The 19932-nt window shown below is 71.4% G+C and carries 21 protein-coding genes; 13 read left to right on the plus strand and 8 right to left on the minus strand.

Features of this window, described 5'->3' with window-relative positions:
- Positions 1-8: 8 nt before the first annotated feature.
- Together LN037_RS28570 and LN037_RS28575 are read right to left on the minus strand one after the other, a co-directional pair.
- Complete coding sequence (locus tag LN037_RS28570) at positions 9-1136, minus strand: TDT family transporter (protein WP_230759879.1); 1128 nt, start codon at positions 1134-1136, stop codon at positions 9-11.
- A 73-nt stretch (positions 1137-1209) separates the two neighbouring features.
- Positions 1210-2394 carry a TDT family transporter gene (locus LN037_RS28575; RefSeq protein ID WP_230759881.1) on the minus strand — a complete coding sequence of 395 codons (1185 nt, stop codon included), beginning with the start codon at positions 2392-2394 and terminating at the stop codon, positions 1210-1212.
- A 71-nt stretch (positions 2395-2465) separates the two neighbouring features.
- Here LN037_RS28575 and LN037_RS28580 point away from each other — a divergent pair, with 71 nt between their 5' ends.
- Positions 2466-3365 carry a LysR family transcriptional regulator gene (locus LN037_RS28580; RefSeq protein ID WP_230759882.1) on the plus strand — a complete coding sequence of 300 codons (900 nt, stop codon included), beginning with the start codon at positions 2466-2468 and terminating at the stop codon, positions 3363-3365.
- Positions 3366-3998: 633 nt separating this feature from the next.
- On the opposite strand, the gene LN037_RS28585 is transcribed toward LN037_RS28580, so the two are convergent.
- Positions 3999-4826 (minus strand): Crp/Fnr family transcriptional regulator, encoded by an 828-nt coding sequence (locus LN037_RS28585; protein ID WP_255695174.1) that lies wholly within the window; start codon positions 4824-4826, stop codon positions 3999-4001.
- A gap of 409 nt (positions 4827-5235) precedes the next feature.
- Here LN037_RS28585 and LN037_RS28590 point away from each other — a divergent pair, with 409 nt between their 5' ends.
- From LN037_RS28590 to LN037_RS28620, 7 genes are all read left to right on the plus strand, one after another.
- The gene (locus tag LN037_RS28590; RefSeq protein WP_230759884.1) at positions 5236-6372 is read left to right on the plus strand and encodes a hypothetical protein; all 1137 of its coding nucleotides are present in this window, start codon (positions 5236-5238) and stop codon (positions 6370-6372) included.
- A 163-nt stretch (positions 6373-6535) separates the two neighbouring features.
- Positions 6536-7918 carry a Mu transposase domain-containing protein gene (locus tag LN037_RS28595; RefSeq protein WP_230759886.1) on the plus strand — a complete coding sequence of 461 codons (1383 nt, stop codon included), beginning with the start codon at positions 6536-6538 and terminating at the stop codon, positions 7916-7918.
- Positions 7915-8754 (plus strand): IS21-like element helper ATPase IstB, encoded by an 840-nt coding sequence (gene istB, locus LN037_RS28600; protein ID WP_230759888.1) that lies wholly within the window; start codon positions 7915-7917, stop codon positions 8752-8754. The genes LN037_RS28595 and istB overlap by 4 nt, the downstream gene beginning before the upstream one ends.
- A gap of 491 nt (positions 8755-9245) precedes the next feature.
- Positions 9246-9695 carry a nucleotide triphosphate diphosphatase NUDT15 gene (locus LN037_RS28605; protein WP_230759890.1) on the plus strand — a complete coding sequence of 150 codons (450 nt, stop codon included), beginning with the start codon at positions 9246-9248 and terminating at the stop codon, positions 9693-9695.
- Positions 9692-10342, plus strand: a complete 651-nt coding sequence (locus tag LN037_RS28610; protein WP_230759892.1) for an HAD family hydrolase — start codon at positions 9692-9694, stop codon at positions 10340-10342. The genes LN037_RS28605 and LN037_RS28610 overlap by 4 nt, the downstream gene beginning before the upstream one ends.
- Positions 10339-11316 carry an NAD-dependent epimerase/dehydratase family protein gene (locus LN037_RS28615; protein WP_230759894.1) on the plus strand — a complete coding sequence of 326 codons (978 nt, stop codon included), beginning with the start codon at positions 10339-10341 and terminating at the stop codon, positions 11314-11316. Before LN037_RS28610 ends, LN037_RS28615 begins: the two co-directional genes overlap by 4 nt.
- A gap of 737 nt (positions 11317-12053) precedes the next feature.
- Positions 12054-12254: a hypothetical protein gene (locus tag LN037_RS28620; protein WP_230759896.1), complete on the plus strand. Its 201-nt coding sequence runs from the start codon at positions 12054-12056 to the stop codon at positions 12252-12254.
- Positions 12255-12370: 116 nt separating this feature from the next.
- Here the strand turns inward: LN037_RS28620 and LN037_RS28625 are convergent, their stop codons facing one another.
- The 3 genes from LN037_RS28625 to LN037_RS28635 all read right to left on the minus strand — a co-directional run bounded on the left by LN037_RS28625 (position 12371) and on the right by LN037_RS28635 (position 14972).
- Positions 12371-13261, minus strand: coding sequence for an NAD-dependent epimerase/dehydratase family protein (locus LN037_RS28625; protein ID WP_230759897.1), 891 nt, complete (start codon positions 13259-13261; stop codon positions 12371-12373).
- A gap of 146 nt (positions 13262-13407) precedes the next feature.
- Positions 13408-13905: a hypothetical protein gene (locus LN037_RS28630; RefSeq protein ID WP_230759899.1), complete on the minus strand. Its 498-nt coding sequence runs from the start codon at positions 13903-13905 to the stop codon at positions 13408-13410.
- A gap of 491 nt (positions 13906-14396) precedes the next feature.
- Positions 14397-14972, minus strand: coding sequence for a class I SAM-dependent methyltransferase (locus LN037_RS28635; protein ID WP_230759901.1), 576 nt, complete (start codon positions 14970-14972; stop codon positions 14397-14399).
- Positions 14973-15228: 256 nt separating this feature from the next.
- Here LN037_RS28635 and LN037_RS28640 point away from each other — a divergent pair, with 256 nt between their 5' ends.
- Together LN037_RS28640 and LN037_RS28645 are read left to right on the plus strand one after the other, a co-directional pair.
- Complete coding sequence (locus tag LN037_RS28640) at positions 15229-15783, plus strand: hypothetical protein (protein WP_230759902.1); 555 nt, start codon at positions 15229-15231, stop codon at positions 15781-15783.
- 139 nt (positions 15784-15922) lie between these two features.
- The gene (locus tag LN037_RS28645) at positions 15923-16531 is read left to right on the plus strand and encodes a DUF305 domain-containing protein (RefSeq protein ID WP_230759904.1); all 609 of its coding nucleotides are present in this window, start codon (positions 15923-15925) and stop codon (positions 16529-16531) included.
- 95 nt (positions 16532-16626) lie between these two features.
- Here LN037_RS28645 and LN037_RS28650 read toward each other — a convergent pair whose 3' ends face one another.
- Both LN037_RS28650 and cmtR read right to left on the minus strand, forming a co-directional pair.
- Complete coding sequence (locus tag LN037_RS28650) at positions 16627-17364, minus strand: cation diffusion facilitator family transporter (protein ID WP_372460552.1); 738 nt, start codon at positions 17362-17364, stop codon at positions 16627-16629.
- Positions 17361-17738 (minus strand): Cd(II)/Pb(II)-sensing metalloregulatory transcriptional regulator CmtR, encoded by a 378-nt coding sequence (gene cmtR / locus LN037_RS28655; RefSeq protein ID WP_230759905.1) that lies wholly within the window; start codon positions 17736-17738, stop codon positions 17361-17363. The genes LN037_RS28650 and cmtR overlap by 4 nt, the downstream gene beginning before the upstream one ends.
- Positions 17739-18067: 329 nt before the next feature.
- On the opposite strand from cmtR, the gene LN037_RS28660 reads away from it, so the two are divergent.
- The 3 genes from LN037_RS28660 to LN037_RS28670 all read left to right on the plus strand — a co-directional run.
- Entirely contained in the window at positions 18068-18349 is a 282-nt protein-coding gene (locus LN037_RS28660; protein WP_230759906.1) for a metal-sensitive transcriptional regulator, read from the plus strand.
- 47 nt (positions 18350-18396) lie between these two features.
- A complete protein-coding gene (locus LN037_RS28665) occupies positions 18397-18615 on the plus strand; it encodes a heavy-metal-associated domain-containing protein (protein WP_308286208.1) in 219 nt (72 codons plus the stop codon).
- 218 nt (positions 18616-18833) lie between these two features.
- Positions 18834-19932: heavy metal translocating P-type ATPase (locus LN037_RS28670; RefSeq protein ID WP_230759907.1), on the plus strand; the 1099-nt coding region annotated here is incomplete at its 3' end.

Raw genomic sequence — 19932 nt, forward strand, 5'->3', positions numbered from 1 at the left:
GTTCTCCTTCAGGCGGGGGCGAGGATGTCGCCACGGACGACGCTGCGGTGCGCGGTACGCACGGCGACGACGAGCCAGGCGGCGACGAGGAGGGCGTAGAGGCCCATCGCCCACCAGGCGAGGGCCGGGACGTGGGTCCGGGCGGCCAGCGCGCTGGTCCCGGTGACGCAGGTACCGACGGGGAAGGTGAAGCTCCACCAGGTCAGCGCGAACGGCATCTTCCGGCGGACGGTCCGGATCGTGACGGCCGCCGCGAGTCCGATCCAGATCATCGCGAAGCCCCAGGTGGCGAACCCGTAGAAGAGGCCGAACACCTCGGCGCCGCTCGCGTACGGCTCACCCAGCGTCCCGCGGGCCTGGTTCGCGAGCAGGTTCGCCGCCGTCACCGACTGGCCGAGCGGGCCCAGCACGATCCACATCGTCGGCACCGCCGACGCGGCTCCCTCGCCGTGCACGACGAGCCGGTTCCAGATCTGGGGCAGGATCGCGAGCGTCGCGAACAGGCTGACCCCGAACATCGCGTAACAGGCGAGCAGCATCGTCTCCCGTCCGGCTCCGGGCGGCATGTGGCCGATCAGCAGGGAGCCGTTCGCCGCGGAGACCATCGGCGGGACCACCGGCATCAGCCAGCCGCCGAAGGCGTGGTCCTGCCCGATCTCGTGCCGGGTGATCATCATGTACGGGATCCACGCCGTGGTGAACAGGCCGAGGGCCGTGCCGAGGCTCCAGAGGACCCAACTCGCGGCGAGGGCGGTCGTGGCGCCGATGAGCGACGGCCCGAACTGGGCGAAGCCGAGCCCGATCGTCATCAGCCCCATGGCGGGAGCGCCCCAGAACTGGGCCATCGTCGGGTTCGTCGCGTGGCCCTTGGCCTGCTCCGTGTGCCGGATCCAGTGCACCGCCCAGGCGGCGGTGAGGACGACGAGCCACACGGTCGCGAGGCCCCAGATCAAGGTCCCCCAGCCCCGCAGGCCGGGGAACTGGATCGGGAGGGTCGCGGCAGCGCCCCCGACGATGCCGGTGCCCATCACCGACGCGTACCAGTTCGGCCCGATGTTGGCGAAGAGGTCGCGCGGCTGTTCCAGGTCGCGGAGGAGCAGGCGCCGGTGATCGGGCGCGGCCTGCGTGTCGGTCATGCCCGCTTCCTTCCCTGTCTCGTACGTCTGGACCCCAAGGCTCGGCCTTGGGGTCCAGAACGAGATGCGGCGATCAGGCGAACAGGTGCCCGCGAACGACGCTGCCGTGTGCGGTGCGGGTCGCGACCACGGCCCACGCGGCGACCAGCAGGACGTAGAGCGCGAGGGCGCCCCAGGCGAAGGCCGGCAGGTGCATGCGGGCGGCGAGGGCGCTCGTGCCGGTGACCACGGTGCCCACCGGGAACGTGAAGCTCCACCAGGTCAGGGCGAACGGCAGCTTCCGGCAGGCGGTCCGGATCGTCACCGCCGCCGCGAGCGCCATCCAGACCATCGCGAAGCCCCAGGTCGGCACGCCGTAGAGCAGGCCGAAGACCTCGGCCCCGGTGGCGTAGGGCTCGGGCAGGACACCCCGGGCCTGGTTGCCGAGCAGGTTCGCCGCCGTCACCGACTGCCCGAGCGGGCCGAGGACGATCCACATCGTCGGGACGGTCGCCGCCGGCCCGGTGCCGTGCACGACGAGCTTGTTCCAGATCTGGGGCAGGATCGCCAGGGTCGCGAAGAGGCTGACCCCGAACATCGCGTAGCAGGCCAGGAGCATCGTCTCCTTGCCGGTGCCGGCCGGGAGGTGCCCGACGAGCAGCGCACCGTTCGCGGCCGAGACCATCGGGGGCACGACGGGCATCAGCCAGCCGCCGAAGGCCCCGTCGGCCGCCACGTTCCCACGCGTGATCATGAGGTAGGGGATCGCCGCCGTCGTCACGAGCCCGATGGCGGTCCCGACGCTCCAGAGCACCCAGTCGACCGTGATCGCCGTCGAGGTCCCGAGGACGGCGCCGCCGAGCGACCCGGCCCCGGCGCCGACGGTCATGACCCCCATCGCGACCGCACCCCAGAACTGCCCCATCACCGGGTTCGCGGCGTGCCCGCGGGCGGTCTCGGTGTGCCGGATCCAGTGCACGGCCCACGCCGTGGTGAGCAGCACCAGCAGCACGGCTGCGAGGCCCCACACGACCGTGCCGAAGACCCGCAGACCCGGGAACTGGATGGGCAGCGTGGCGGCGGCACCGCCGACGATGCCGGTGCCCATGATCGACGAGTACCAGTTCGGCCCGAGGTTCGCGAACATCTCGCGGGGCCGCTCGAGGTCCCGGAGCAGGCCGATGCGGGCGAACCCGTGGGCCGGCACCGCCTCGTGGCGTCCCGTCGCCTTCTCGGTGGCGGGACCGGTCGTCGTCTCGCGCTCGTCGATCAATGTCATGGCTCCGAGACTGGTCCGCGGCGAGGTGATCGAGTAGGCGGTCCGACCTCGTGGGGTCATAAGCTGCGCTTGTGCCCCTGAGTCCCCGTGTGGTCGACCTCGGTCCCTACGACGTCCTCCTCTCGGTGGCCGAGCTGGGCAGCATGGGGCGGGCCGCCGAGCGGCACGGGGTCACCCAGGCGGCGGTCAGTGCCCGCATCCGTTCGCTGGAGGGTGCCCTCGGGGTGACGCTGCTGGAGCGGTCACCGCGCGGGACCCGGCTCACCCCGCACGGGGCACTGGTGGCGGACTGGGCGCGGGTCGCCGTCGACGCGGCCGAGGCCCTCGACGCCGGGGTCACGTCGATCCGCAGCGAGCAGGCCGCCCGGCTGCGGGTGGCGGCGAGCCTCACCGTCGCCGAGTACCTGCTCCCCCGCTGGCTGGTCGCGCTGCGCACCGAGCACCCGGAGACGTCGGTGTCACTGTCCTCGCGCAACTCCACGGACGTGGCGGCGGACGTCCTCGCCGGCGCGGCGGACCTCGGCTTCGTCGAGGGGCCGGCGGTGTCCGACGACCTCGACGCCCAGGTCGTCGCCCGCGACCGGCTCACGCTCGTCGTCGCGCCCGGCCACGCGTGGGCGTCCCGACGACGGGGGATCGACGCCGAGCGGCTCCGCGCCACCCCGCTGGTGGCCCGGGAGCACGGCTCGGGGACGCGGGCCTTCCTCGAACACGCCGTCGGCGCCCTCGCCCGGCCCGCCCTGGAGCTCGCGTCCACGACCGCCATCAAGGGTGCGGTCGCCGCGGGCGTCGCGCCCGCCGTCCTTAGTTCACTCGTCGTGGCGGGCGAGCTCGCGGTCGGGACGCTCGTGGCGGTGCCCGTCGTCGGCGTCGACCTCGACCGACGGCTCGTCGCCGTCTGGCCGCGCGGCCGACCCCTCGCGGGACCGGCGGCCGAGCTCGTGGGCCTCGCGACCCGACGTCGGGAATGACCAGTAGACGCCCCTCGCAGTCAGCGAGGCCCGCCACTCCAACCAGGCGAAGACGGCGGTCGCGCACAGCTCGTCGTTCCTCGCGTCGCCGAAGTCCTCCGGACGGGGACCGGATTGAGTACCGCTTACGTCACACCACGGCGACCGACGGACACCCACAGCACAAGATCACTTCATCTCGATCATGTCGCTGAGCAGCACAGATGCCGATGGTGGCTCACGACGGGCGACGTGAACCCTGTCCACTGGGTTCGGGGTTCGAGTCCCTGACGGCGCACCCTCACATGAAGGCCCTGACCGGCATCGGTCGGGGCCTTCGTCGTGTGTCGGCCTGCTCCTGGCGGCTCCCTCGACATCGGCGGCACCTGGACCGACCGGTCGGGCGGGAGCAGGACTCGTCGGGCGAACCGCTCAGCGGCGATGGCCACGACCGGTCGGCGGGCGTCGTAGCCGATGAGGGATCACGTCCACCTCCGAAAAGTGCCGTCCCGCACGCGGATGGACCCGGTACAGATCTCTCGTGACCGCTGACGGCTACCGACGGCCTCGAGGCCGAGGCGGACCGATTCGGCTCGGGCCCGGTGGGCACGCTCGAGCAGCTCCTCCCCGGCGGCGGAGCGGTGGGAGATCGACCTAGTCATGGTCGGCAGACACGGGATCGACACCCACGTGGAAGCGGCGATCGGCTCGACCTTCCGCTCCCTGGACATCGCGCGCACGGGGGGCGGCCCGGTGACGGTCGTCGTGACCCACCGATGAGCCGACCTGGAGGTCTCCGCTCACCGCTCGACGGGAGTGACGGCGAAGGCGGTCCGGTTCGAGAACGACGAGGGACTTCTTGTCCACCAGCAACCACCCACGGGCCACGAAGTCTTCCAGGGCCTTCCTGCCCACCTCGTGCGATGCACCCGCGAGCTCGGCGATCTCGTCGTGGCTGAGGACCGCCCTGATCCGGAGCCTGCCTGCCTCCTGGTAGCCGAAGCGATGCGCGAGGTGCAGCAGGACCGCGGCGACCCGGCTCGCCACCTCGCTGACGGCCATCTCCGTGAGTCGGCTCTCGGCGCGACGGAGTCGACGGACGAGCAGGCGCAGCCGGTGGTCCGCGAACTCCGGTGATCGTGTGATCCACCTGGTGAGCGCGGCTCCACCCAGGGAGTAGACGTGGACATCGGTGACGCACGTGGCCGTCGAGGTCCGGGGGCCGGGATCGAAGGCGGCGAGTTCGCCGAACACGTCGGACGGCCCGATGACCGACAGCAGGATCTCCCGCCCGTCGATGGCCCGACGGCCCACCGTGACCACCCCGCTCCGCAGGACGAAGAGGCGGTCGCCCTGCTCGCCCTCACCGAAGACGACGGCACCACGAGGGAGATCGACGCGATCGAGCGCCGCCGCCAGTGCCTCCGCGGCAGTCGGGTCCAGTCCACCGAACAGATCGGACCTGAGCAGTGCCTCGTCCATCAGTGCCTTTCCGTCGCCCGGAGCGTCATCGGGTCCTGTGCGCCGCGTCGTGGCTGGACACGGCGGGCGTCCACAGCGGACGCCCGGGTCGTGCACGGTGCGGAGTGCCGAGCCGACCGGTCCCCGCTGCGCGAGGGTGTTCGCCGCCGAGCGCACCGGACCCCGGATCGGGGCGGCGTCATCCGAGCGATCTCCACCCCGCCCACGAGGCGCGGGGGTGACGGGCCCGTGGGAGGTGCGGACCCGTTCACGACTCGTCGATGCCTGGAGAAAGGACCGGACGACGCAGGCGCTCGGCGACCACGATGCGCGGCTACGTCGAGGACGCCGAACGGTTCGCTGCCACCAACCCGACGCGTCATCTCGGGCTGCGCCGCGGCCCCGAGGGGCCCGTGCCGCCGGCAGCCCGATGACCGCGGTCTTCCGCGACTTCCAACGGACCACGAGCCCCCTCTCGGGGTACCTGGCGCAGCAGTACACGACCCCCGCGCTCGCCGACATCGATGTGATGAGCCTGGTCGACCTGGCCGACCCGGAGGCCACCGTCGAACGGCTCCTTGCTGCCTACTGGGTGGCCCCACCGACCCTCGGCGAGGGCCGCGCCACCGGCACAAGTTCTGGGGAGTACCGGCCCAACGAGGCGGGAACCGTCCGCGCACCGACCGTGCGGCACTGGGTGCGCTACCTCGTCGAGGGCGACATCGAGGCCCTGCGATGGTGGCCGGACGACGCCGGCCACGACGCGGATACTGGCAGCGATCTGGTGGCGGTCGACGACGGCGTCTCTTTCGCGGACCGATCCCGGGAGGTGGCAGGGGGGCCGGGCGCAGATCTGCAGGACTACCTGGCGCGACTGGAGTCCCAGCGTTGGCAGGTCGCCGGCGACAACGATCCGCAACGGAGTCGCGGTCTCTACACCTTCGTCGAGCACCTCGAGGCCGACCTCGACCGCGCCGCAGAACTGCACCTCGACCTCGGCGGTGAACTCGCGGCACACCTCGCGCGTGTGCAACCGATCATCGTCGCCATCGCCGAGCAGCACCGCCGGTTCTTCGAGACAGACCTGCCTGCCCTGCTCAGCGATGCCGTCGCACGACGCCGACAGCGCCTGCGGGGACTACAAGCTGCCCGGGACAGCATCGGGTTCCCGGCCGACTGGAAGGACCCGGAGCCTCAGCTGGCCGAAGACCAACCCCTGCCCGAAGCTGCGGGAGGCACGGACCTCGCCCTGCCCTCCGGGACGCCACCGCGCTTCGCGGACGCCAGCTTCGAGCAGGTGCTCCGGACAGTGCGGGTGTGGGCGAACGCGGTCGAGCAACACCCCGAGGCCTACCGGCAACTCGACGAAGACCGCATCAGTGACCTGCTGGTGGTCACCCTCAACGCGGCGTTGCCCGGCGCGAACCGTGAGGTCTACAGCCGGGGCGGCAAGACCGACATCTTCATCAAGGCCGACGCTCTTCCCACGGGAGCGGGTCCGGAGAAGGTCTTCATCGGCGAGAACAAGAAGTACTCCGGACCAGCCGCCGCAAGCACCGCCCTCTGATGGCGCCAACCGAAGTTCCCCACCCTTGCTAGATCAACTTCCCCAGGTAGCGACAGGTTCTCGGCGTGGTGCCGAGGCCTCGGGAGGGTCGGCCGTTGGGCTGCCGGGTGAGTGATCACCGGCGGAGCAGCGGGAGGCCCGGGTGTTGTCCTGGGAGGCTGATGTGGAAGTGCACGCTCTGCGTGAGCGGGGCTGGTCGATCTCGGCGATCGCCCGGCACGTGGGTCATGACCGCAAGACCGTCCGCGCCTACCTCGAGGGCCGGCGGGTCCCCGAGCAGCGGGTCCGCCGCGAGCCGACGGTGGCCGAGCCGTTCCTGGAGTACTGCCGGCTGCGCCTGGCCGAGGATCCGCACCTGTGGGCCTCGACCCTGCTCGACGAGCTCGCGAAGCTGGGGTTCACCGGGTCCTATCCGTCGCTGACCGCGGCGATCCGGGCCCACGGGCTGCGCCCGCACTGCGAGCCCTGCTCGGCGTCCCGCGGCCGGGACGCCGCGCTGATCACCCATCCCGCGGGGGAGGAGACCCAGTGGGACTGGCTGGAGCTGCCGAACCCCCCGAGCTCGTGGGGTGTCGGGGCGAACGCGCACCTGCTGGTGGGGTCGTTGGCCCACTCGGGGCGGTGGCGGGCGGTGCTCGCGGAGTCCGAGGACTTCCCGCACCTGGTCGAGGCCCTCGACCGCGTCACCCGCAAGCTCGGCGGCGTCTCGCGGCGGTGGCGGTTCGACCGGATGGCCACGGTCTGCTCACCGGCGACGAACACGGTGTCGGCGGCGTTCGCGCACGTCGCGAAGCACTACGGCGTCGGGGTCGATCTCTGCCCACCGCGCCACGGCAACCGCAAGGGCGTGGTCGAGAAGGCCAACCACACCGCCGCACAGCGCTGGTGGCGCACCGTCGGCGACGACACCACCGTCGCCGCCGCGGAGACCAGTCTGGATGAGCTCTGCGACCGCCTCGACGGCCGCGCCCGACGCCGCGACGGCGAGCGCACCACGGTCGGCGCGCTCGCCGCGGGCGAGGGGCTGCGGGCCGCACCAACGGCCGCCTACCCCGCCGAGCTCACGGTCGTCCGGACGGTGTCCGCGCAGGCGCTGGTGGCGTTCCGCGGCAACCGCTACTCGGTGCCACCGGGGATGCCGGGCGCGCAGGTCATGCTGCGGCGGCGCCTCGGGGCCGACGAGCTGCGCATCGTCACCGCGGCGGGGGCGACGGTCGCGGTCCACCACGCCGCGCCGGACGGGGCCGGGGCGGTGGTCCGCGACCAGGGCCACGTCCGGGCGCTGGAAGCGCGGGTTCTGCAGGCGTTCAGCGACGCCCGGCCGTGTCGAGCGAAGACCCGCCGGCCCGCGGGTGAGGCGTCGCGCGCCGAGGCCGCCCGCCTTCGAGGTGCTCCAGCCACGGCCGCCACAGCGAGCGCGAGATCGAGCACGAGCTCGGCGCAGCGGGTCGTGGTCGACATGGCGACCTACGCCGCGCTGGTCCCCGCGGCTGCCCGCGCCACGTCTTCCTCAGCGTCGGCGCCGGTTGGGGGTGAGGTCCGGTGACGACCAGCGAAGCCCGCCGCTACCAGAACCTGCGCGCGCACCTGGGCTACCTGAAGCTCAACGACGCCGCCGAGCACCTCAACACCGTCCTCGACGCGGCCCGCTCCGAGCGGCTGTCGCTGACTGCCGCGCTCGAGCGGCTGTTGGAGATCGAGGTCGACGCCACCGAGGCTCGCCGCCTCGCGGGACGGTTGCGGTTCGCCTGCCTGCCCGCCCCCTGGACCCTGGCCGACTTCGACTTCGCCGCCCAGCCAGGGGTCGACGAGAAGCTGGTCCGGGACCTGGCGACGCTGCGGTTCCTCGACGACGCCGCGAACGTCTTGCTCGTCGGCCCACCCGGGGTCGGCAAGACCATGCTCGCCGTCGCCCTCGCCAGGGGCGCCGCCGAGGCCGGCGCCCGGGTCTACTTCACCACCGCCGCCGACCTCGCCGCCCGCTGCCACAAAGCCGCCCTCGAGGGCCGCTGGAACACCGTCATGCGCTTCTTCGCCGGCCCGAAACTCCTGGTCATCGACGAACTCGGGTATCTGCCGCTCCCAGGCGATGGGGCGTCGGCGCTGTTCCAGGTCATCAACCAGCGCTACCTGAAATCCTCGACGATTCTGACGACCAACGTCGGTATCGCGGACTGGGCCGGAGCGTTCGGCGACGCCACCGTCGCCGCCGCGATGCTGGATCGGCTTCTGCACCGCGCGACCGTCGTCGGCATCGACGGACCCTCCTACCGGCTGCGCGCCCACCAGCAGACCTCCGACACCCTGCGCGCCGCAGCCGGTCACCGCTCGGGCTCGGCGGTCCGGGACGGGGCGGGTCTGGGAGGCAGCCATGCCAGCTGACCTGGCACGAGGAACCGACGCGAGCTGGCGGTCTGAGCGCAGCTGCCCGATCTGCTGGACCGCCTTCATCCCCGCTGGTCCACGCCACCGCTACTGCTCGGAGCGCTGCCGCAAGGCCGGCCACAGTCGCCGTCACGCTGTCGGCGATCAGCACGAGGAGCAGCCCCGGTCGAGGCCGGCGCCGGTCGCGGTCCGTGCCTGCCCGCACTGCGGCAACGACGTCAGCGTCGTCGCGCTGCTGACCACCCCGGAGGCCGCTCGCCCGACGTTGCCCAGACCCGGAGTGGTGTCGTTGCGACGGGCCTGAGAGCGGGTGTCGCCGGCCGCGCGGACAACCCGCTCGCGGCCGGCGACGTCGGGCCGGGGACCCGAAATCAGGCGGGCGCTCCACACCGAGCCGAGGCACCCTGAGATCGTGAGGCGCGATTTTTCCGGCTCGTCGTCGTTGGCGATCGGCGGCGGGAGGGAGCGCAGGAACGGGGGTTGCTGTCGTGTCGTCACCGAAGCTGGGAGTCGGGGTGATCGTGCGCCGGGGGCCGACGCTGCTGCTGGGGCGCCGAGAGAAGGCCGGTGAAGCGGTGAGCTGGTCGCTGCCCGGTGGCACCCTCGACGCTGGCGAGTCGTTCGAGTCGGCTGCTCGACGCGAGCTGGCCGAGGAGACCGGGCTGCACGCTGCAACCGCGACGGTATTCGCGCTCGGACTGACGCCGATCGAGGACGACCGCCTGGTCTGGACCGCCGGCGTCGTCGCCGAGGACGTCACCGGGGAACCCGAGGTGGTGGCCACCCACGAGTTCAGCGAGCTGGCCTGGTTCGAGCCCGACGCGCTGCCCGCTGAGCTGTTCGGCCCGACCCGGTTCGTCCTGGACGCCTGGGCGGGCAGACCGAGCAACGCTGGTGCCGCCGCCTACACCCTGCGGGCCTGGGAGAACCACCGGTGAGCGCTCTGCACGTGTTCGACATGGACGGCACCCTGCTGCGCGCCACCACCGCCAGCCTGGAGATCAGCCGCCGCCTCAACCAGCTCGACGAGCTCACCGACCTCGAACGCCGCTTCGCCACCGGCGAGATCACCGCGGCCGAGTTCGCGGTGGAGGTCCGCGAGCTCTGGGCCGATCTCGACCCCACCCTGGTCGCCGACATCGCCACCGGGGCGCCCTGGATCGGAGGGATCGCCGAAGTCTGCGCCGACATCACCGCCCGCGGCGAGACCTCGATGCTGATCACCATGTCGCCGGACTTCTTCGCCCGCCACCTCCACGACTACGGCATCGAGGTCGTCCACGGCTCGCTGTTCCCGCCGCTGCCGTTCACCGCCCCCATCGATCCCGAGGCGATCCTCACCCCCGCCGACAAGGTCCGCCTCACCGAGGCGGAACGCACCGCGCGAGGCCTGTCGCCGTTGGCCTGCGTGGCCTACGGCGACTCCATGTCCGACGAGCCGCTGTTCGCTCATCTACCCAACACCGTCGCGGTCAACGCCGACCCCACCATCGAGGCCCTGGCCCGGGTCGCCTACCGCGGCGAGGACCTGCGCGAGGCCTACGCGCACGGCCGCGACCTACTCGACCAGGCGAGCAGCCCGTGAGCCGCTGGCTGGTCACCGGCAGCAGCGGCCACCTCGGCGAGGCCCTGGTCCGCACCCTGCGCGAGCGCGGCGAGAACGTCCGCGGGCTAGACATCACCCCGTCGCCGCACACCGACCTGGTCGCCTCGATCACCGACCGCGCCACGCTGGCCGAGGCGATGAACGGGGTCAAGCACGTGCTGCACACCGCGACCCTGCACAAACCCCACATCGGGTCCCACACCCGCGCCGACTTCGTCGAGGTCAACGTCGCCGGCACCCTGGCCGTCCTCGAGTCCGCCGCCGCGGCAGCAGCGCGGAGCGTGGTGTTCACCTCCAGCACCAGCGCCTTCGGACACGCCTTGACCCCTGGGCCGGGCGAGCCAGCTGCCTGGATCACCGAGGACGTCACCCACCGGGTCCGCAACATCTACGGCGCCACCAAGACCGCGGCCGAGGACCTCTGCGAGCTCGCCGCCACCGACCTCGGCCTTCCGGTGATCGTCCTGCGCACCGCGCGGTTCTTCCCGGAACTCGACGACAACGAGCGGACCCGCGCCGCCTACGGAGACGCGAACATCAAGCTCAACGAGTTCTGCTATCGCCGCGTCGACCTCGTCGACGTCGTCGACGCCCACCTGCAGGCAGCCCACCGAGGCCCCGACCTCAGATTCGGCCGCTACATCATCAGCGCCACCACCCCGTTCACCCACGACGACCTCGCCGAGCTCGGCCGCGACGCTCCCGCGGTCCTGCGCCGCCGGGCTCCAGCACTGGCCGCGCGCTACGAGCAATGGGGCTGGCGCATGTTTCCCACCATCGACCGCGTCTACGTCAACGACCGCGCACGTCGCGACCTCGACTGGCACCCACGCCACACCGTCGACACCGCAGCCGCAGCCGTCGCTGCTGACGGAGACCCGCTCAGCGTCCTGGCCCGCAGCGTCGGCGCCAAGGGCTACCACGACACCCCAACCGGCATCTACACCCGCTGAGCAGCGAACTGGTTGAAGTTCCTGACTGCTCGAGGCGGGGCCGGGGATTGGTCTGGCGCCGTCCTTCGACAACCGCGCCCCACCCGATTTCTTCGGCAGCCACAGCCCATCGCGGCCCGACCTGCCAACCTGCTGCGCGCTCCGCCCATCGAGCACAAGGAACGACCGCTATGCTGCAGTCAACTGGGGAAGATGATCTAGCAGGTCCGGGGAGCTTCGCCGAGCGTCATCACCTCGACCAGCTCATGGGCTACCTCCAGGTCCAGGACACTAAGGCGCTGCTCCTCCTGCTCGTGGAGCGGAGCGACTTTCAGCGAGCTCAGCGGTCGGTGACCGCCGCACTGCGGGGTCGCCCTGATTTCATCGACGAGGGCGAGACTCCGGTCGAGGGTTGGCCGCTACTGCGCTTTCACAGGGGCGAGAACGTCGTGGAGGTGTGTCTAGCCACGGTGAGTACCGCCGCCGCGCCCCGTCACCCCGATAGCGCACGACGAGCGAAAGCGAAGCCCAGCGGCTGAGCTGCCATCTCCCGTCCGCGCGGGGTCGGTTCCGGCGCACCCGCTGCGACCGCGTGCAGCGGGCGGGTCGTGCGAGGCTTCGAAGCAGCTGGACCTCGACGGCGGGACAGCCTCCGAAGCGGGTTCGCCACCACCGCGCTGCGCTCTGTAACGGGTGACCCCTGCGCTGCGACGACATGATCGTCAGGTGTCCGCTTTGCGTGGTTCTAGGGAGTGCGTGTGCAGGTGTGGCTCAAGAGCGGCTACGTGTTCGAGGTGGCAGGCACCGACGAGCAGCAGGCCGACATCGTGCGGACGCTGAACGGCTACGTCGGCGTCCAGAACGCCGCCGTGGAGTCGGTGAACCTGCCGATGCCCACCGGGCCGGATGTCCGCGTGATGATCAGCGAGGTCGCCGCCTACACCGACCTGCTCCGCTAGCTCGGACAACGAGAAGCGGGCGGACACCACTCTCGTGTCCGCCCGCCGTCGACCTCCCCAGTCGGCGCCGCACTGGCGCCGTCGCCGCGCCGCCACAGTCGGCGGGGCGCCTCGGGCTACTGCCCCTTGGGGCGGCGACCGCTGAACAGCAGCGTCAAGACCGACACTGCCCGGGCGCGGATCTCGCGGTCGGGATGAAGGACAGCCAGCGCCGCGACGGTCACACCCGCGACCGCGACGATGAGGACGGCGAGGAGTGCCAGGATCTCGGGTACACCCATGATCATCTCCCTGGGGGTCACGAGGCCGCCGTCGACCGGCCGGCCTCGAACGCCGCTTCGACCCGGGACCCGGTCCCGAGTTCTGACAGCGGCAGATGTCGGAAGTGCACCGGAACGTCGCTTTTCCCGGAAGCTGGACACCACCTCGGTCTCGGCCATGTGATGGCGGCGTGAGACAGGCTCTACTGTCCTTCTCCAGGATACGAGGGCGACCTGGTGGGGGACCGTGCCGAAAGCGCCAACGATGGGGCAACGCCGCGCCCAGTTGGAAGACCGGGAACAGCCCCTAGTACCTGAGCTCGTGGAGCTCCTGATGCGCCTGCTGATGTTCACCGCCGCGCGGGTGTTGTCCTCGAGCATGGGCAGGGCGAGCGCGAGATCCCGGTGGCCCTGGACGCGGCTCGCGAGGTGGAAGACCACCTCGGGCGCGATCTCGCGGAAGACGGCTTGCACGGCGTCGACGTCGACGAGGTCGCAGCGATGCCAGGTGATGCGGTGCGCGAGCCCGCGTGTCGACGCGACCGCGTGGACCGGGCGGTGGTCGTCGGGTCGGATCAGCACGTGCACTTCGGCGCCGTCGTCGAGCAGGGAGCGCACCAGGCGGGAGCCGATGAAGCCGCGAGCCCCTGTCACCAGGGCACGGCGACCGGTCAGCGCGCGGCGCGGACCGGCCTCGGCGATTCGAGGTCGGGGGTTGGAGGACGGGAGGGTCGGTCGGTTGCTCATTGGAGCCTCACGGGATGACCGGACGGGCGGTCCGGTGCGGACAGGGCACCGTCGGCGCCGATCGCTGAACCCCTTCCCATGGACCTGCGCGGCGTGCTGGGAAGCGCGCCGTGGTGCAGGACCAGGAACGTCGTCGGGAGGAGAGCTCAGACGATGCGGGCGCGCGAGGTGGGCGGGCCACGTCGCGTGAGGCTCTGTCGGAGAAGGAGATCCCGATGGTGCGGCGAATCGTTCTGTCGCTCGCGCCTGTGGAGTCGGAGGACCGGCGGCCCGGCGGGCTGCTCGGTCCGCGTGAGGATGGCCAGCGCGCGCAGAACGGCCCGGGCGATGACGACGCACAGCGGTTCACTGGCAGCCACCGCGACCACGAGCACGGCGATCACGACGTGGATCGCGATCGCGAAGAAACTCTCGGGCACGGCATGCGAGTGGGGCGACATCTCGGCGCCGGCGTGGGTGAGCTTGGTGAGGGCGTGCACGGCGGGCTGGCCGATCACGACGAGGTTCACAGCAGCGAAAACCTGGCCCGCACGACCGCGTAGCCAGAGACGGCCCAGTCCCACGGTCCCCGCCGCCAACAGCACCGTCAGCGTGTGCGTCGGTGGCTCGTCAGCGAGTACGTCGAAGACGACGGCCAGTGCCACCACGGCCGACGCCGAAAGGATCAATCCCGCTGAGCGCACACGAGAGTCACAATGCGTGACGTTCGGTGGGCCCATACTCCGAACGGTAGCAGGGAAAGCGAAGCTCGACGTGAACCCGTCGCACGCTGGATGCGCAGGCTTCCACCTGTTCGAGGTCGCCGGAACGAGGCTTGTGGAACGACAGCACCATGTCGCTGAGCTGCGACATGCAGGTCTCGCAGGGCGACGGATCCCGCCGGGAGGGAGCACTTCCCGCCTGCCCGGCCTGCGCGAGTCGAGACCGGTTCTCCGGGGCCGGTCAGGGGTTCCGTCCGGCACCGCCACGGCTTCCCGTCCCTGACCCGACTTCCCATCGCCGTACGGGCATACCACCAACCAGGGCCACGTGACCGACGTCGCGCGATCGGCGTCCTGCGACCACGACGTGAGACGTCCCAAATGGCGCTCGGCGGGTGTGCGCCGCGGTCGTCGGCCCGCGCGGTGCGATGAGGTCACGGCGAGACGCGTTCCGCCGCCAGTCGCTCCACGATGCCGAACGTGAAACGCTCGCGTTCCTGCACGACGATCGGGTGGTCGGCGAGGCCGGCGAGTTCGGCCAGGTCGGCGGCGGGCCGCCGGGTGAAGTGCTCGCCCGCGATCGGGATCGTCACCGCTTCGATGAGGCGCTGCCCGACTCGGACCGATGCCCAGTCGCTGGCGATGTGATCGGCCAGGAGCAGGCGCCCCCCTGGGCGCAGCACCCGCAGCATCTCGCGCAGCGCCTGGAGATGGTCGGGGATCGCGCAGCAGGAGAAGGTGCACACCACGGTGTCCACGCTGTGATCGGGCAGGTCGATGGATTCGGCGTCGCCGAGACGCAGCTCGTCGCCGCGCCCGAGCCCGTCGCGCCGGCGGCGGGCGTGCTCGATCATCTCCGCGCTGATGTCGATGCCGGTGACACGACAGGACGGTGGGTAGAGCGGCAGATTCAGCCCCGTGCCCACCGCGATTTCGAGGACCTCCCCCCGGGCTCGGGAACAGATCCACGTCCTGGTGTCCCGGAACAACCAGCGATCGAACCGCGCCATCTGGGCGTCGTAGCCGCCCGCACTGCGGTCCCAGCCTCGCCGCCACCGATCCCGCCGCCGAACACTCGTCACAAACCCACCCCTCCTCGGATAGCGGAACCTCACGCTATCCGAAATTCGGCGTGGGTGGCTTAGACGCCCGCCAACGGGGTCTGGGGCGCCGGGGCTGCTCGTGGGCAGGTGTGGACCGGCCACGGCTGCTCCACAGAGCCCCTCGGCTCCCGCCTCACAGCGGTACCGCCACCGCGATCGTAGAATGAGCAACGTGTCAGGGCGTGGGCGAAGCTTCGTGCCGGTCGCGGCCGCCGTCGGGCTGCCCGCCGCCGCGCCCGCCCACGGTCGGATGCTGCAGCGGCTCGGGCTCCTCGTCCTGGCTATTTTCGTCGTCGTGATGCACCACGTCGTGGGAGCCCACGCACACGGCGAGGGCGCGGACATGGCGTCCCACGCGGCGGCCGGTGTGTCGAGCTTCCAGGCGCTGCCGACGGCGACGGATTCGTTCGGTGGGCATGTCGCGACCCCGGGTTCAGCGCCGGCCAGGTTCGCCTTCGACACACGGCACGCGAGCGACGCGGTGGCGGGCACTGCCGAGATCGGGTCACCGGACCCGATGGCCGGCGGGATGGCGATGGTGCATCTGTGCCTGGCCGTCCTCGCGGCGGTCGTTGCCCTGGCCGCGCTCCTACTCCTTGCCTCTGCGCTCGGCGCGCAGGCCACCTCGACCTCCACGTCGACGGGATGGCTCCCACTCACGCCTCGGCCGCCTCCTTCCCAGCGCAGGCAGGCCCGATTGCAGGTTCTTCGGCTGTAGGTCGACCCACCGCGACGTCAACAGTTCGACGTTGTGGCGCCGACCCATGCCCGCGCACGCCCGCATAGGAGCGGGGCGTGCAGCCGAAGGAGACGAACAACCCATGCGTACTCGACTTGCCGGTGGCGTCCTCGCCGGCGTGACCGTCGCCGCGGTGGCGGCCGGTTGCTCCAGCACCGCCCCCACGACGACGCCGAGCGCCCTACCGTCGACCCCGACAGCGGCGCAGGGCACGGCGCCGGTGTCCGCCGAGCACAACGCGGCCGACGTGATGTTCGCCCAGCAGATGATCCCGCACCACACCCAGGCCATCGCCATGTCCCAGCTCGCGCCGACCCGGGCGGCTTCGCCCGAGATCAAAGAGCTGGCGACGAAGATCGAGGGGGCCCAAGCCCCCGAGCTGGATCAGATGAACGCCATGCTTGCCGCCTGGGGCGCCCCGGCGCCGCCGGCCGGGAGCACCTCCATGCCCGGGATGCCGGGGATGACGGGGATGCCGATGGGGGGCACGTCGATGCCCGGCATGATGAGCGACGGCCAGATGCAGCAGCTGTCGGCGCAGTCCGGAGCGGCGTTCGACCGAGCGTTCCTCGACATGATGATCCAGCACCACACCGGTGCGATCCAGATGGCCCAGACCGAGCTGGCTCAGGGGCAGAACCCGCAGGCCAAGCAGCTCGCCCAGGCCATCATCGCCGACCAGCAGTCGGAAATCCTGCAGATGCAGACCCTGCTCGGTCGGGTCTGATCAGGTAGCCCGAGGGCGCCGGCGAACGTGTGGTCCGCGTCCGCCGGCGCCTCTCGAGGCGCTGCTCGGCGTGTACCCGCCCACCCGTAGCTACATCAGGAACAACACCGATCGCCCGAGCCGCCTCCGGGAACGGCCCGCGTCGCGCAGCACGAACACGCGCTGACGGGCTCCGCGGCAGCCACGGCCTGCAGCGCCGGGGTGCAGCACCCGTCACCCCGCCAGGCGTTCCGGGCCTCCCTGAGCGCGATCACGGCGATCACCAGTCCTGCCGCGGGGTCGGCCCAGCGCCACCCGAACAGGCTGTTGAGAACCAACCCGACCAGCACCACCGCCGAGAGATAGGTGCACAGCAGAGTCTGCTTCGAGTCCGCCACCGCCGAGGCCGACCCGAGTTCGCGGCCTGCCCGACGCTGCGCCCACGACAACCAGGGCATGACCACGAGCGACACTGCCGCGAGCCCGATCCCGACCGGCGAGTGCTCCGGCTCGGCGAAGCCGCTCAGAGCGCGGATGGACTCGACCGACACGTAGATCGCCAGAGCCACGAACGACGCCGTGATGAGTCGTAGCGCCACCTTCTCCCGCGCCGCGGGGTCCCGGCCCGCGAACTGCCACGCCACGGCTGCCGCCGAGGACACCTCGATCACCGAGTCCAGGCCGAACCCCACCAGCGCGGCCGACGAGGCAACGGTCCCGGCCGCCACCGCGATCACGGCCTCGATCACGTTGTAGGCGATGGTCACCGCGACCAACGACCGCACCCGGCGAGTCAAGACCTGCCGGCGCTCGCCCGATACCGCCGAGACCTCGACGCTCGGTGGCGAGCTCACGACGCGGTCCCGGTGACGCCGAGCAGTGCTGCCTCGTGGCGACCCACGGCAGGGGTGCACTGCGGCTCGCACTCCGGAGACGGAGCGACCGCAAGCACCACCTCGAGCAGCTCGGAGAGTGCCCGCCCGAGATGGTGATCCGCGAGCTCGTAGCGGACCTGTCGACCCTCGTCATGGGCCACCACCAGCCCGCACCCGCGCAGACACGACAAGTGGTTCGACACGTTCGACCTGGTCAACTCCAGCCTCTGCGCCAGCACGGCCGGATAACCAGGGCCGTCCACCAACGCCAGCAACAGGCGCCGGCGGGTCGAGTCCGCGAGCGCCCGACCCAGCCGTGCGGCCGCCACCTCGCGCGACTCACGATTCAGCACGGGCTGAACAGTACTGCGGACGTGTCCCTCGGTCGCGGTCCATTCAGGTCGGGAACCGCGGCGGAGGCCCGCGAGAGCCCCGCGGGCCAGCGACCTCGTACCCGTACGGGGTATGGGCAAGCCACGCGGCATCCCGCCCCGCTCCGGGTGTGCAACTCCGCCCATGGCGGGCTGCCGATCGGGTTGCCCGTGCTCCTGAGCAGCGATGTCTCGTCTGATCGCGGTAGTGCGCGACGATCCTGCGGGTCGCCGACGTGCAGTCGCCACGGGCTCGACTTGATACCCATACCCCCTAGAGGTATATGCTCGAGTCGAGCGAGGAGGTCGTCATGCACGGCTACAGCCAGGACAAGGACGCCTACCTGAAGCGGATGCGCCGCATCGAGGGGCAAGTTCGCGGGATCGCCCGAATGATCGAGGAGGACACGTACTGCATCGACGTCCTCACCCAGGTCTCGGCGGCGACCCGTGCCCTCGAAGGCGTGGCGCTGGAACTGCTGTCCGACCACCTCGAGCACTGCGTCACCGAGGCGGTGAGCGAAGGCGGCGACGTCGCTGATCGCAAGGTCGCCGAGGCCAACGCCGCCATCGCCCGCCTGGTCCGCGCCTGAGACCCACGTCCGTCGTCACCCGCCGAGTCGACACCGAGGAGAAGATCGTGAGCAGCACTACCACCTACACCGTCGTCGGGATGACCTGCGAGCACTGCGAGCGCTCCGCGCGCGAAGAGCTCCAGGAGATCCCAGCCGTCACCGCGGTGGACGTCGACCGCAGCACGGGCGCGGTTACGGTGACCGCCTCGGCGCCGATCGCGGTGGAGCAGATCCGAGCGGCCGTGACCGAGGCCGGATACCGGCTCGCCGAGCACGCGGCATGAGTGCCGCACCCGCCCCGCGGGGCCATCTCGGCCCACGGGTATCCCGATGGTCCGAACGCCCGGCACCGCGCCTGGCGGCCTTCAGCGCGGCCCTCGCCATCACCTTCGGTGCCGGAGCCGGACTCGGCGCGCTCGCCGGGCCCGACTCCGTGCCCGGTCCGGTCGCACCACCACACAGCACCACCGCCCACTGACGATCGACGGGAGGAGCACCCGCGATGAGCACCGACACCGGAACCGCGCCCGCGAGCGTCACCGGCGCACAGCACGTCGAGCTCGCGCTCGGCGGAATGACCTGCGCCTCATGCGCGAACCGCATCGAGCGCAAGCTCAACAAGCTCGACGGCGTCCAGGCCTCGGTCAACTTCGCCACCGAGAAGGCCCGCGTCACCTACCCCGACACGGTCACGACCGCCGACCTCGTCGAGGCCGTCGAAGCCGCCGGCTACTCCGCCACTCCGTCGACCGCGCACGAGACCGACGGGGGTGAGGAGCCCGAGGCTGATCGCGAGGCCACCGAGCTCCGGACCCGGCTCGTCGTCTCGTTGGTGCTCTCGGTCCCGACCATCGCCCTCGCGATGGTCCCGGCCCTGCAGTTCACCTACTGGCAGTGGGCGTCGCTGACGCTCGCCGCGCCGGTGATCATCTGGGGTGCACTGCCATTCCACCGGGCCGCCTGGACGAACCTGCGCCACGGCTCGGCAACCATGGACACGTTGATCTCCATGGGCACGCTCGCCGCCCTGGGCTGGTCGCTCTACGCGCTGTTCCTCGGTACCGCGGGCATCCCGGGGATGACCCACGCGTTCGAGCTCTCGATCGCCCCCACCGACGGGGCCGGGAACATCTATCTCGAGGTGGGCGCGGGAGTCACCACCTTCATCCTCGCCGGCCGGTTCTTCGAGGCCCGCGCGAAGCGTCGAGCAGGCGCCGCGCTGCGGGCGCTGCTCGACCTCGGGGCCAAGGACGTCGCCGTCCTGCGCGACGGCCCCGACGGCCCAATCGAGACCCGTATCCCGATCGGAGAGCTGACCGTCGGGACGCGGTTCGTCGTGCGCCCTGGGGAGAAGATCGCCACCGACGGCGAGGTCGTCGACGGCGCCTCCGCGGTCGACGCCTCCATGGTCACAGGCGAGTCGGTCCCCGTCGAGGTCGGCCCCGGCGACACCGTCATCGGTGCCACGGTCAATGCCGGCGGCCGACTGGTCGTCCGCGCGACCCGTGTCGGCTCCGACACCCAGCTCGCGCAGATGGCCCGGATGGTCGAGGACGCGCAGAACGGCAAGGCCGCCGTGCAGCGGCTGGCCGACCGCGTCT

The organism is Actinomycetospora soli, from assembly GCF_021026295.1.
GTDB lineage: Bacteria > Actinomycetota > Actinomycetes > Mycobacteriales > Pseudonocardiaceae > Actinomycetospora > Actinomycetospora soli.